Genomic DNA, 12,547 nt, shown 5'->3' with positions numbered 1-12,547 from the left:
ACCATGTTCGGATTTCCCCACTGGCAGTTGAAATCGACCACCACAGAAGCAGGCGTGATCGCGCCGGATGAACGACTCCCGCTCGGACAAACGATGGTGATGGGCGTCCAGCATGCAGTCGCGATGTTTGGTGCGACCGTACTCATGCCGATGCTAATGGGGCTTGATCCCAACCTGTCGATTCTGATGTCGGGTATCGGCACCCTGCTGTTCTTTTTTGTCACCGGTGGGCGCGTGCCCAGCTATCTGGGCTCCAGCGCCGCGTTTGTCGGGGTGGTTATCGCCACAACCGGATTTAACGGCCAGGGGATCAACCCTAACCTGAGCGTGGCGCTCGGCGGCATCATCGCCTGCGGCCTGGTCTATACCCTGATTGGTCTGGTGGTGATGAAGATTGGCACGCGCTGGATCGAACGCATGATGCCTCCCGTGGTGACCGGTGCCGTCGTCATGGCGATTGGCCTGAACCTGGCGCCGATCGCGGTGAAAAGCGTCTCCGGCTCGCCGTTTGAAAGCTGGATGGCGGTGATCACCGTGCTGTGTATCGGCCTGGTGGCGGTGTTTACGCGCGGGATGATCCAGCGTCTGCTGATTCTGGTCGGGCTGATTGTCGCCTGTCTGGTTTACGCTCTGCTGGCGAACGTTTTCGGTCTCGGCAAGCCGGTCGATTTTACCCTGCTCCATCAGGCTGCCTGGTTTGGCCTGCCGCAGGTCACTTCCCCCACCTTTAACACCCAGGCAATGATGCTTATCGCACCGGTGGCGGTGATCCTGGTGGCGGAGAACTTAGGTCACCTGAAGGCGGTCGCGGGAATGACCGGCCGCAGTATGGACCCGTACATGGGCCGGGCATTTGTCGGTGACGGTCTGGCAACCATGATCTCCGGCTCCGTGGGCGGCAGCGGCGTCACCACCTATGCCGAAAATATCGGCGTGATGGCGGTGACCAAAGTCTACTCGACGCTGGTCTTCGTCGCGGCAGCGGCGATGGCGATACTGCTTGGTTTCTCTCCGAAGTTCGGCGCGCTGATCCACACCATTCCGTCGCCGGTCATCGGCGGGGCATCGATTGTGGTATTTGGGCTGATCGCCGTGGCTGGCGCGCGAATCTGGGTGCAGCATCGGGTCGATCTGAGCCAGAACAGCAACCTGATTATGGTGGCGGTCACGCTGGTGCTGGGCGCGGGCGATTTCGCGCTAACGCTGGGCGGATTTACGATTGGTGGGATCGGCACGGCAACGTTCGGGGCAATTCTGCTTAACGCCCTGCTGAGCCGCCGGAAAGGGGATGAAGCGCAGGCTGAAGCCATCACCCCCTCAACCTGAAATGAGTGCTGCTTTCTTGCCGGGTGACGCTACGCTTACCCTGCCTACAATGAGCATGTAGGCCCGCGCAAGCGTAGCGCCGCCGGGCAAAACGGGCAGAGTGCACGTTGTTAGCTATCTGCCCCTTGTTCAGCCCCCACCCCGGTAATCGCCTTGCGTCGGTTTTTTAGCTTCAGCTCGCTCACCAGCACCCCGGCGACAATAAATGCCGCACCGACCAGGGCCAGCAGCGGCAAGCGCTCTCCGGCGAGGCGACCAAAAATCCCCGCCCATACCGGTTCGCCGGTGTAGATCACCGTCGCCCGCGTCGGGGAGACGCTGCGCTGCGCCCAGTTCATGGTGACCTGAATAATGGCGCTGAAGATGCCCAGCCCCAACGCGACCACGATCAGACCGGTAGACATCGGCGGCACAGACTCCCCGGCCGGTACCATCGTCGCAAACGCCACCAGCGAGGCCGTGGCGAGCTGGACCACCGTCACGCGCTTGACGTCCACCTTGCCCGCCCAGGCGCTAATCAAAATAATTTCCGCCGCAATGGCAATCGCCCCGACGAGGGTAATGATCTCGCCCGGTCCCAGTGCCAGCAGGTTATTTTCCGGCCCGGCCAGCAAAATCAGGCCGATAAACGCCAGCACGATACCGATGCAGGACATCATCCCCGGCAGCCGTCCCAGGCAAAGCCACTGCAGGAGCGGTACCAGCGGTACATACATGGCGGTGATAAATGCCGATTTGCTGCTGGAGATAGTCTGTAATCCCCATGTCTGCAGGCTGTAGCCCATTGCAATCGCCACCCCGATCGCCACCCCGGCCTTCAGCTCTTTGAGGGTTAATCCGCGCAGGGATTTTAGCGATACGAGCGCTACGGCTATCGCCGCCGTCGCAAAGCGCAAACCAACAAAAAAGAACGGATCGCTCAGCGTTACCGCGTACTGGACGGCCAGAAACGTCCCGCCCCAGAACATGGTGATGAGAATAAGGATGGCTTCCTGCGGTTTTACGGAGAATTTAAAGCGTGAGACAGACATGCGACACCAGCAAATGAGAACAATTCTGTAGTGTGCGTCGCCTTTGGTTACAGTTCAATGTTGCAGAAATAAAAAAACCGCCGGGAACGCCCGGCGGCAGGGTTCAGCCTGGCGCGTTACTTATTGCTGCCGTGGCTGTTTTTACCCCCTTTCTTGCCAGCCTCTGATGCGCGCTGAGGGTCATTTTTGAAGTTGCCCCCGCTATGCTGGCCACCTTTACGACCTGCTTCTGATGCTCTTTCACGGTCTTCAGCGAAATTACCTGAACCACCACGATGGTTTGCCATCTCTAACCTCCAGAGTGTGAAACATTAGACATCATATTGCATTCAGTAAAAGAGGATTCTTTCACCTCGCGGCATGAGGACAGTGCCTTTATTTGTGCCGCGTGAAACTAAGCTTAGTGGACTAAGGCTGTCCGGCAAGCCGCTGGTAATATCCTGCAACAGGATCTCAGTCTTTCGGGTGAGATAACGTGACGGAGATTCATAACTCTTTCTTATCATTTCAAAAAACGGAGGCGAGAAAGTTGTTTCATTTTGCTACAGCACGCTTCCCCAATCATATTGTTATAAATCAAAGAAATGATGTTCATTTTTGCAGTCTGGCCGTGATGGCATATCTTTAAATGAACGCAGCGATCCGCTGTCAGAAAACACAAACGAGGAGTGATGCAAAATGGCAAAAGTTCTGGTGCTCTATTATTCCATGTATGGACACATTGAAACCATGGCTCACGCAGTCGCAGAAGGTGCAAACAGGGTGGACGGCGTTGAGGTTGTGGTGAAGCGCGTACCGGAAACCATGCAGGCGGAAGCCTTCGCCAAAGCCGGGGGAAAAACACAGAATGCCCCGGTCGCCACGCCTCAGGAGCTGGCAGATTACGATGCGATTATTTTCGGGACGCCAACCCGTTTCGGCAATATGTCCGGCCAGATGCGCACCTTCCTCGATCAGACGGGCGGGCTATGGGCCTCAGGCGCTTTATACGGCAAACTCGCCAGCGTCTTCAGCTCTACCGGCACCGGTGGCGGTCAGGAGCAGACGATTACCTCAACCTGGACTACCCTTGCTCATCATGGGATGGTGATTGTGCCGATTGGCTACGGCGCGCAGGAACTCTTTGATGTTTCTCAGGTACGTGGCGGTACTCCCTACGGTGCAACCACCATTGCCGGCGGCGATGGTTCCCGACAGCCGAGCGACGAAGAGCTCGCCATCGCCCGTTATCAGGGTGAGCATGTCGCGGGCCTCGCCAAAAAACTGAACGGCTAACTCAACAGGAGGACAAGCATGCCAACTCAGGAATCAAAAGCCCACCGCGTGGGTGAATGGGCAAGTTTACGCAATACCTCTCCGGAGATTGCCGAAGCCATTTTTGAAGTCGCGAAATATGACGAGAAACTGGCAGAGCAGATTTGGGAAGAAGGTAGCGACGAAGTGCTGGTTCGCGCCTTCGAAAAGACGGACAAAGACTCGCTCTTCTGGGGCGAACAGACCATCGAACGTAAAAACGTCTGAACGTTTCCCCCCGCCTTTGCGGGGGGGTATCCTCTATTTTGCCGCGTTGTTCATCACCGCATTAAACTTATCAACCGGGCAGAAGCCGTTAGCATCCACCGGGCAGCCTTTCAGCTCCAGCGTCACACGCTGCGCGGGGGATTCCAGCGACAGCACGCTGGCGTTTCGCAGCTGCTCTGAGCTCTGGTAGACATACTCAATTTTCATCAGTTCCTGGTTAGCGTTTTTGTCATGCCAGCGCTGGAAGACTATTTTGCCGCCAATTGGCGTGCGCTCGTGCTGATCGTGGAGTTGATACGGTTTGAAATCCAGCGCGGCCAGCAGCGACGCAATGTTCGAATCATGCCCCACCAGAAGGGTGATTTTAGGCGCTTTCGCCTGATCGGTGACCAGCGCGTTATCAATATATTTCACCAGGGGTTTGGCGACGTTTTGCGCCACCTCGGTGGAGGTAAACAGCGAGTCCTGATAGCCGTTTTTCAGCTTCGACAGCACACGCCACTGCTGGTCAGTCTTGATCTCACCCCAGGCCACCTGGTCAGCCGGGAAACCTTCGTAATATTGCAGCGTGAACGCATCCACCAGCGAGTTACCCACTTTCAGCGGACCGGACACGCCTGGCTCTTTTTCATAGTCGGCACTGAACGTATCTTTCGCGTCCGCCAGCGAGCAGACTTTTTTCTCTTTGCAGGACGGCGAATCGGCGTAGTTCGTCATCTGCTCCAGCAGCTTATAGCTTTCTGAAAGCTGCATTTTCTGCCGCTCGGTCTCCATCGCCTTCAGCGCTTTTTCGCGGAACTCAGGCGAGTTATCGGTAATGACCGGATTAAAGGTGGGATCCATCGTGCCCATTTTTTCCTGATGATGCACAGGCACATCGCACCCCGGGAACGCGCCGGTAATGAAGAATTGTGCGGTCGCAACGGTACGCTGCAGGCTATTGGCATATGCATAAACGGTGTCCGCTGGCGGGCACTCTCCAGTCTTTATCATCCCCTGCTGCGCCAGCCACTCGCGCATGTAATGACCCATATAGACCTCCAGCACGCCGCCTTTAGTGGTGAGCTGACCACCCGGTACCTCCCACTCTGGCCACTGTTTCGGCGTGGACTGCTCCAGCACGCTGCCGTTGTTGGCGAGCGGTGCGCGCAGGTTATGGCGACTCATGATTAAAACTTGCTCCAGCTGATACCCTTCCGGCGTCTCTTGTGCCTGCACGCCAAACGTTGCTGAAATGGAACCGGCGACTGCCAGCGCGAGTAGTGCTTTTCTCATCCCTAATTCCTCACTCGTTTTAAAATGTCGCATTCAGTGTGACAGATTCGTGACAATTTTCCGGGAAGCATTTCTCAATCTGATGAATACCTTACTCGCCGATTCAGACGCTGATGCCAGCGACGATGCCAACATACAGCGCCGCCCACGCGCAGGCAGAAAGCAGGCTGACGGCGTAGACCTTCACGGCGCTTAGCCTGAGCATCCCCGCTGCCAGCGGCACGATATAACGCAATACCGCCAGAAAGCGCGACGTAAACAGCGCAATTTCACCGTTCTTTTGCAGCTGATGCTGCACTCGCAAAAACCTGTCGGCATGCTTAGACGTGAAACGCGTGACCAGCCGGGTGTGTCCCATCAGCTGGCCAACATGGTAATTTAGCACCGACCCCACCGTTGCCCCCATTACCACGGCAAGCCATGCGAGCCCAGGATGCATGCTCCCCTGGCTGACGCCGATGCCCGCCAGCAGCATCACCGAGGCGGGTGGCAGCACGGAGGAGATCAGTACCGTCGATTTACCCAGCGCCATCACGAATAACAACGCAAACAGATGTGCCGGATAGAGCGCAAAATGAGTAAGCAGATGATCAAACCACGCCATTTACCCCATCCTCGTGATGATTTAATCTTTTATTTAAAATGAATAACCTTAAATAAACCCTCAACATCGTATTAATAAAATTCTTCTAAACCGTTCTTAAACATTATTTAAAATCCTGAGCGGTAAAATTAAATATGCGTATTATCCCTCACGTTTTACAACGATCTCGTTATGGCGAGGCTCCTGTACAAATACACGTTATCGCTCTGGTGGGTTCGAGAGAACCAACACAGGGTAAAACAGGCACTGTCGAATCAAGGCTTTGTCAGTATAACTTCCCTTGCGGGATACGGTGTACAGTGCTGAACCCAGGACGTGGGGATCTCCTCTTCGACATGCCCTGTCTTGCTCGCCCCTGAGAGATATTTTTATTCAAAGGGAATTCACTATGTCTTACGCTATTCACAATCAAAACCCGGCATTCAATGACAGCGCCATCGCGCAATATATGAATACCGATTTTATCGTCCTTGATATTGCATTATGCGTGGCGCTGGCGCGCGAGCAATTCTTCGCAAAATTAAAAGACGACGATATTCCATCGCATATTTTTATTGAAGACAATGGCCGCCTGGCGGGCATGATTGCGGTGCGTAAATTGCTGCAAACCGCCGATACGCTACAGCCGGTGAAATCGCTGATGATCTCGCAGTTTTTACAGGTCAAACCGGAGGATGAACGTGCCGATGTTGCCGGCCAGCTGGCGCACGGCGGCGCGGACGTGGTGCCGGTGGTCACCCACGGCAAGCTCGTCGGCTGCCTGACCGAGCGCGAAATCGCCCATCTGCTGGAAGATGACGTCACCGAAGACGCTCAGCTTCAGGGGGCGACGCTGCCGCTGGAGAAGCCCTATCTGGAAACCAGCGCCTTCAGCCTGTGGAAGAAACGCTCCGTCTGGCTCCTGCTGCTGTTTGTCGCAGAAGCCTATACCAGTTCGGTGATCCAGCACTTCGAAGAGGCGCTGGAGTCCGCCATTGCGCTGGCGTTCTTTATTCCGCTGCTGATCGGCACGGGCGGCAACAGCGGAACGCAGATCACCTCCACGCTGGTGCGCGCCATGGCGCTGGGAGAGGTGCATCTTCGCGACGTCGGGCGCGTGCTGCGAAAAGAGATGACCACCTCGCTGATGATTGCCGTGACGCTCGGGATTGCCGGGTGTATCCGCGCGTGGATGATGGGGATTGGGCTGGAAATCACGCTTATCGTCAGCCTGACGCTGGTGTGCATAACGCTGTGGAGCGCGATTGTATCGTCCGTGATTCCGATGGTGCTCAAACGCTGCGGCATTGACCCGGCGGTCGTCTCCGCGCCGTTTATCGCGACGCTTATCGACGGTACCGGGCTGATTATCTACTTCAAGATCGCGCAATATACGCTGGGGCTGGAGTAACACGGTCCGCCAGCTGGATCACCGCTCGCGAAAACGCCTCAATCGCCAGCGCGACATCCTCAGCCATCACCGACTCTGCCGGGTGGTGGCTGACGCCCCCCTTGCAGCGCACAAACAGCATCCCTACCGGCCAGCGTTCCGCGATGGCAATCGCATCATGGCCCGCGCCGCTGGGCAGCGACAGTGAACGCCCCTGCACCGATTCGACGGCCTCCCCTAACACGTTTTGCAGGTGGATATCGCACGGCGTGGCGGCGATGCGGTAAAACTCCTCGGCGCTGAACTGCAGTCCGCGTCGCGACGCGATTGCCTGCGCATTTTCCAGCAATTCGGCCAGCAATCGATCCAGCGGCGCATCCTGCGGACCGCGGATATCCAGCGAGAGATGCACCTCACCGGGGATCACGTTTACCGCACCGGGCAGGCAGCGCAGCTCCCCGACCGTCGCCACCCGATTACCGCCCTGCTGCCGGGTGGTATTTTCGATGAGAACCATCCATTCGGCAGCGGCGGCCAGCGCGTCCTTACGATGGTTCATCGGCACGGTTCCCGCGTGCCCGGCTTCGCCGGTGAAACGGCAATTCAGGCGACGCGCGCCGTTGATGGCTTCCACCACGCCGAGCGCGAGACCGTCCTGCTCAAGGCACGGCCCCTGTTCAATGTGCAGCTCCAGGTAGGCGCTGAAATCCTCGGGACGGCGTGCGGCATGCGACACGCGGCCGGGATCGAGCCCCACCTGCACCATTGCCTGCGCCACGCTGATGCCGCTGGCGTCGGTTTTTTCCAGCCAGTCCTGCGACCAGGTGCCCGTCAGCCCCCGGCTGCCTAACAGCGTAATGCCGAAACGGGTGCCCTCTTCATCGCAAAAACCGACAATCTCAATGGCCTGCGCCAGGTGCAGGCCCTGCTGGTGCAGGCTGTCCACCACTTCAATCGCGGTGAGCACCCCGAGCATACCGTCGTAGCGCCCCGCATTGCGCACGGTATCCAGATGCGAACCGAGCAGCACCGCCTGCGCCCCTTCCTGAGCACCTTCATAGCGTCCACAGATATTGCCCACGCTGTCCTGCCAGACGGTCATCCCCGCCTGGCTCATCCACTGCCCGACCAGCTGGTTGGCCTGCAGATGCTGCGCCGAGAGGTAGACCCGGGTCAGCGCATCCGGCGTTTCGCTGATGGCGGCCAGCGCATCGGCGCGCGCCATCACCCGTTCTGCCGCCGGGCTCATTGCGGCGTCTCGCGGCGATAGTGGTCCCACGCGGCCTGCATGGCGGCCCCCTGCGTGGTGGTGAATTTCAGGTAGTTCAGCACCGACTCCAGCGCGCTCAGGGTTGTCATCACGCAATCCTTACGCGCGTTATAACCCATGGTGCCAATGCGCCACACTTTACCGTGCAGCGGGCCAAACGAGGTGCCGATTTCAATCCCGAAATCCTCCAGCATCAGCTTACGCACCTCGTCGCCGTTGACGCCCTGTGGAATCACCACGCCCAGCACGTTATTCATCTTGTGCTTCAGGTCGCCGAAGGTCTCCAGCCCCATCGCCTGAATGCCCTTCAGGAGCGCATCGCCGTGCAGCTTGTGGCGGGCAATGCCGTTATCCAGCCCTTCCTGCAGGATCAGCCGCGCGCATTCGCGGGCACCAAACAGCGCGGTGGTGGCTTCGGTATGGTGATTCAGCCGTTCCGGCCCCCAGTAGTCCATCACCATGCCAAGATCGAAGTAGTTGGAGTAGATCATCTCCTCGTCGCCGTCGCGGTGGGCGTCGGTGCGAATGCCCGCCTCAACGCACTTGCGGCGGCGGATCGCCTCCTCCATCCGCGTACTCAGGGTGACTGGCGAAGTACCCGATGGCCCACCGAGACACTTCTGCATCCCGGCCGAAACGGCATCCAGCCCCCAGGCGTCGGTCTCCAGCGCGTTGCCGCCGAGCGACGCGGTGGCGTCGGTGTAAAACAGCACGTCGTAGCGGCGGCAGATAGCGCCAAGCTCCGCGAGCGGCTGCAGCATGGTGGTGGAGGTGTCGCCCTGTACGGTGAGCAGCAGGCGAGGACGAATACGCTTAATTGCATCCTCCACCTGGTCCGGGGTGAACACCTCGCCCCACGGCACCTCGATGGTATGTACCTCCGCCCGACAGCGGCGGGCAATTTCGCACAGCAGGTGACCAAAGCGGCCAAAGACCGGAACCAGCACTTTATCCCCCGGGCGAATGGCGGAAACCAGTATCGCTTCAATCCCCGCCCGGGAGGTACCGTCGACCAGCATCGTCCAGCGATTTTCAGTGCGGAATACGCCGCGATAGAGCGCCATCACCTCGTTCATGTAGTGGGTCATGGCCGGATCGTACTGGCCAATCAGCTGGCTCGACATAGCGCGCAGCACGCGCGGGTCGGCGTTGATCGGCCCCGGCCCCATCAGCAGACGTTGCGGCGGGTTAATTTGCGGAAAATGTGCAATATCCATGAGTCAGTCCTTATCAGTTGAGGCCGCGCACGGAGGAGATGAACTGCTTCAGTTCCGTGGTCTGCGGGTTGGCGAACAGCGTTTTGCTGTCGCCCTGCTCCCAGACTTTCCCCTGGTGCATAAACACCACGCGGTCGCCCACTTCGCGGGCAAAATTCATTTCGTGCGTCACGAGAATCAGGGTCATCCCCTCGGCGGCCAGCTGCTCCAGTACCTTGAGCACTTCGCCCACCAGCTCCGGGTCAAGCGCGGAGGTGATCTCGTCACAGAGTAAAACTTTAGGCGACATCGCCAGCGCGCGGGCAATCGCCACGCGCTGCTGCTGGCCGCCGGAGAGGCTCGACGGGTAGTAATCCAGACGATCGCCTAAGCCCACTTTCTCCAGCATGCGCTGCGCCAGCTCCCGGCATTCGGCAGCACTTTTCTTCAGCACCCGACGCGGGGCGAGCATGACGTTTTCCAGCGCCGTCATGTGCGGGAACAGGTTGAAGCTCTGGAACACCATCCCCACCGAGCGGCTGATTTCACGCGCCTGGGAATCCCGGTCGGTAATCGTCATGCCACCGAGCTTAATGCTGCCGTCCTGATAGCCTTCCAGGCCGTTGATACAGCGCAGCAGCGTGCTTTTTCCCGATCCGCTGCGCCCGATAATGGAGATCACCTGGCCCATGTCGATATCCAGATCGACGCCCTTGAGCACGTGGTTATTACCGTAGTACTTCTGCACCTGATTAATGGTGATGAGAGGCATTGAATTTCGTCTCCAGATAGCGGCTGTAGCGCGACAGCGGATAACACAGAATGAAGTAGCCCAGCGCCACCAGCGCAAAGACTTTGAACGGCTGATAGGTCACGTTGGTCAGCATGGTCCCAGCCTTGGTCAGCTCGATAAAGCCGATAATCGACGCCAGTGCGGTACCTTTGATCACCTGTACGGCAAAGCCGACCGTCGGGGCGATGCCGATGCGCAATGCCTGCGGAGCGACCACGCGAAACAGGGTCTGGCCGAAGGTCAGGCCCAGGCAGCGCGAGGCTTCCCACTGCCCCTTCGGCAGGGCGCGAATGCTGCCGTACCAGATATCGAGCAGAAATGCGCTGGTGTAAAAGGTTAACGCCAGCGAGGCGGCGGTCCACGGCGAAACGTCGATGCCGAACAGCGCCACGCCGAAGAAGGCCAGGAACAGCTGCATCAGCAGCGGGGTGCCCTGAAACAGCTCGATATAGCCGCGGATAATGCGCTTCACCGTGCGCCCGCCCGTCAGGCGCAGCAGCAGGAGCGGCAGCGTTACCACCGCCCCGCCGACAAACGCCACCAGCGACAGCAGCACCGTCCAGCGTCCGGCCAGCAGCAGGTTGCGAATAATGTCCCAGTCGGTAAAGGTGGTCATCATGCCTGCACCCCCAGCCATTTGCGTCCTGCCGCCATCATCAGCTGGCGCAGGGTAATCGACAGCGCTAAGTAAATACCGGTTGTCACCAGATAGACCTCAAAGCTCAAAAACGTTCTGGACTGGATCAGGTTGGCGGCAAAGGTCAGCTCTTCATACGAGACCTGCGACACCACCGACGAGCCGAGCATCACGATGATGCACTGGCTCACCAGTGCCGGATAAATACGTTGCAGCGCGGGCGGCAGCACCACGCGAATAAAGGTCTGCAGGCGGGTCAGCCCCAGCACGCGTCCGGCCTCCCACTGCCCTCTCGGCGTTACCTGAATGCCCGCGCGGATAATCTCAGTGCTATAGGCGCCAAGGTTCACCACCATCGCCAGCAGCGCCGCTTCCCCCGCCGTCATCTTCAGGCCCAGATTCGGCAGGCCGAAGACGATGAAAAATAGCTGCACCACAAACGGCGTGTTGCGGATAATCTCCACGTAACCGCCCCAGATCCGGCTGTACCACGTTGGGCGTCCGCTGCGGATCGCCGCCCCGAAAATCCCTATCGCCAGCCCGCCGACGGTCGCCATCACCGTCAGTTGGATGGTGACCCACAATCCCGCCAGCAGCGCCGGCCAGTGCGGCCACAGTTCAGAGAAATGAAGTTGCTCAGTCATCGGCTCAGGCGCCAAGGTTTGCCGGCAGTGGGGCCTTCAGCCATTGCTCAGACAGACCGTTCAGCGTGCCGTCCTTAATGCCCTGCTCAATCAGCACATCCACTTTTGCCTTCAGAGCCGGTTCGTTTTTCTTCAGGCCGATAAAGCACGGTGAATCTTTCAGCATAAAGCTCGGCACCGGGGCCTTATCGGCGTTCTGGCGGGAAATCGCCGCCACCACGAGGTTGCCAGTCGCCACGTACTGCACCTGTCCGGAAAGGTATGCAGAGAGCGTGGTGTTATTGTCTTCGTAACGTTTCACGTTGGCATCTTTCGGCGCCAGGCTGGTGAGTACCATGTCCTCCACCGCCCCGCGCGTCACGCCGATAGTTTTTCCGCTCAGCCCGGCGGCATCTTTCAGCTCGGCCCCTTTCGGGCCAAACACGCCAAGGAAGAACGGCGCGTAGGCGCGGCTAAAATCAATCACCTTCTCGCGCTCCGGGTTTTTCCCGAGGCTGGAGATGACCAGATCCACCTTATCGGTTTGCAGATACGGCACACGGTTGGCGCTGGTCACCGGCACGAGCTGCAGCTTGAGCTTCATCTGTTTCGCCAGATAGCGTGCCATGTCAATGTCGTAGCCCTGCGGCTGCAGGTCGGTCCCCACCGAGCCAAACGGCGGGAAGTCCTGCGGCACGGCAATGCGGAGGGTGCCGCGCTTCTCGATATCCTGAAGCTGGTCAGCCTTTGCAGGCAGTTGTGTGAAGAGGCATGCGGCCCCGGCGAGTGCAATCAACAGTTTTTTCATGGTGCTTCCCCGTAACGTTAACATGAAACAAAAGATTCTTTGAATGTGATTTTGCAACTAATGTGCCAGGTGAGGCGAAACGGGGGATATTCTT

14 protein-coding genes and 1 riboswitch are annotated in these 12,547 nt (G+C 58.4%); of the genes, 4 read left to right on the top strand and 10 right to left on the bottom strand.

Annotated features, from left to right (window positions below; all coding sequences use genetic code 11):
• Positions 1-3 precede the first annotated feature (3 nt).
• Positions 4-1,326: a pyrimidine utilization transport protein G gene (rutG, locus tag BFV64_RS08105; RefSeq protein ID WP_023338234.1), complete on the top strand. Its 1,323-nt coding sequence runs from the start codon at positions 4-6 to the stop codon at positions 1,324-1,326.
• 110 nt (positions 1,327-1,436) lie between these two features.
• On the opposite strand, the gene BFV64_RS08100 is transcribed toward rutG, so the two are convergent.
• Together BFV64_RS08100 and BFV64_RS08095 are read right to left on the bottom strand one after the other, a co-directional pair.
• The gene (locus tag BFV64_RS08100; RefSeq protein WP_023338233.1) at positions 1,437-2,357 is read right to left on the bottom strand and encodes a DMT family transporter; all 921 of its coding nucleotides are present in this window, start codon (positions 2,355-2,357) and stop codon (positions 1,437-1,439) included.
• A gap of 116 nt (positions 2,358-2,473) precedes the next feature.
• The gene (locus BFV64_RS08095; RefSeq protein ID WP_023332656.1) at positions 2,474-2,644 is read right to left on the bottom strand and encodes a con-10 family general stress protein; all 171 of its coding nucleotides are present in this window, start codon (positions 2,642-2,644) and stop codon (positions 2,474-2,476) included.
• 391 nt (positions 2,645-3,035) lie between these two features.
• On the opposite strand from BFV64_RS08095, the gene wrbA reads away from it, so the two are divergent.
• Together wrbA and BFV64_RS08085 are read left to right on the top strand one after the other, a co-directional pair.
• Positions 3,036-3,632, top strand: a complete 597-nt coding sequence (gene wrbA / locus BFV64_RS08090) for an NAD(P)H:quinone oxidoreductase (protein ID WP_014883301.1) — start codon at positions 3,036-3,038, stop codon at positions 3,630-3,632.
• Between the two features lie 18 nt (positions 3,633-3,650).
• Entirely contained in the window at positions 3,651-3,878 is a 228-nt protein-coding gene (locus tag BFV64_RS08085) for a YccJ family protein (protein WP_014883300.1), read from the top strand.
• Positions 3,879-3,911: 33 nt separating this feature from the next.
• Here the strand turns inward: BFV64_RS08085 and agp are convergent, their stop codons facing one another.
• Both agp and BFV64_RS08075 read right to left on the bottom strand, forming a co-directional pair.
• On the bottom strand, positions 3,912-5,153 hold the full coding sequence (gene agp, locus BFV64_RS08080; protein WP_069601906.1) for a bifunctional glucose-1-phosphatase/inositol phosphatase: 1,242 nt from the start codon (positions 5,151-5,153) through the stop codon (positions 3,912-3,914).
• Positions 5,154-5,256: 103 nt separating this feature from the next.
• A complete protein-coding gene (locus BFV64_RS08075) occupies positions 5,257-5,757 on the bottom strand; it encodes a DedA family protein (protein WP_014883299.1) in 501 nt (166 codons plus the stop codon).
• A 158-nt stretch (positions 5,758-5,915) separates the two neighbouring features.
• A riboswitch (M-box (ykoK) riboswitch) is annotated at positions 5,916-6,085 on the top strand.
• Positions 6,086-6,145: 60 nt separating this feature from the next.
• Here BFV64_RS08075 and BFV64_RS08070 point away from each other — a divergent pair.
• Positions 6,146-7,147 (top strand): magnesium transporter, encoded by a 1,002-nt coding sequence (locus BFV64_RS08070; protein ID WP_014883298.1) that lies wholly within the window; start codon positions 6,146-6,148, stop codon positions 7,145-7,147.
• Here the strand turns inward: BFV64_RS08070 and hpxK are convergent.
• The 6 genes from hpxK to BFV64_RS08040 are packed head-to-tail and all read right to left on the bottom strand — an operon-like array spanning position 7,113 to position 12,453.
• Positions 7,113-8,375 (bottom strand): allantoate amidohydrolase, encoded by a 1,263-nt coding sequence (gene hpxK, locus BFV64_RS08065; protein WP_069601905.1) that lies wholly within the window; start codon positions 8,373-8,375, stop codon positions 7,113-7,115. The two genes, BFV64_RS08070 and hpxK, sit on opposite strands and share 35 nt — an antisense overlap.
• Positions 8,372-9,613, bottom strand: coding sequence for a pyridoxal-phosphate-dependent aminotransferase family protein (locus tag BFV64_RS08060; protein WP_032637023.1), 1,242 nt, complete (start codon positions 9,611-9,613; stop codon positions 8,372-8,374). Before BFV64_RS08060 ends, hpxK begins: the two co-directional genes overlap by 4 nt.
• Positions 9,614-9,626: 13 nt before the next feature.
• Positions 9,627-10,364: an amino acid ABC transporter ATP-binding protein gene (locus tag BFV64_RS08055; RefSeq protein WP_023292833.1), complete on the bottom strand. Its 738-nt coding sequence runs from the start codon at positions 10,362-10,364 to the stop codon at positions 9,627-9,629.
• Positions 10,345-11,001: an amino acid ABC transporter permease gene (locus BFV64_RS08050; protein WP_014883296.1), complete on the bottom strand. Its 657-nt coding sequence runs from the start codon at positions 10,999-11,001 to the stop codon at positions 10,345-10,347. The genes BFV64_RS08055 and BFV64_RS08050 overlap by 20 nt, the downstream gene beginning before the upstream one ends.
• Complete coding sequence (locus BFV64_RS08045) at positions 11,001-11,666, bottom strand: amino acid ABC transporter permease (RefSeq protein WP_023332651.1); 666 nt, start codon at positions 11,664-11,666, stop codon at positions 11,001-11,003. Before BFV64_RS08045 ends, BFV64_RS08050 begins: the two co-directional genes overlap by 1 nt.
• 4 nt (positions 11,667-11,670) lie before the next feature.
• Positions 11,671-12,453, bottom strand: a complete 783-nt coding sequence (locus BFV64_RS08040; protein WP_069601904.1) for a transporter substrate-binding domain-containing protein — start codon at positions 12,451-12,453, stop codon at positions 11,671-11,673.
• Positions 12,454-12,547: the final 94 nt, after the last annotated feature.

It is taken from the genome of Enterobacter kobei (genome assembly GCF_001729765.1).
Taxonomy (GTDB): Bacteria; Pseudomonadota; Gammaproteobacteria; order Enterobacterales; family Enterobacteriaceae; genus Enterobacter; species Enterobacter kobei.
Note: the sequence above shows the minus strand (reverse complement) of the source record. Positions and strands in the feature narration are given on the sequence as shown.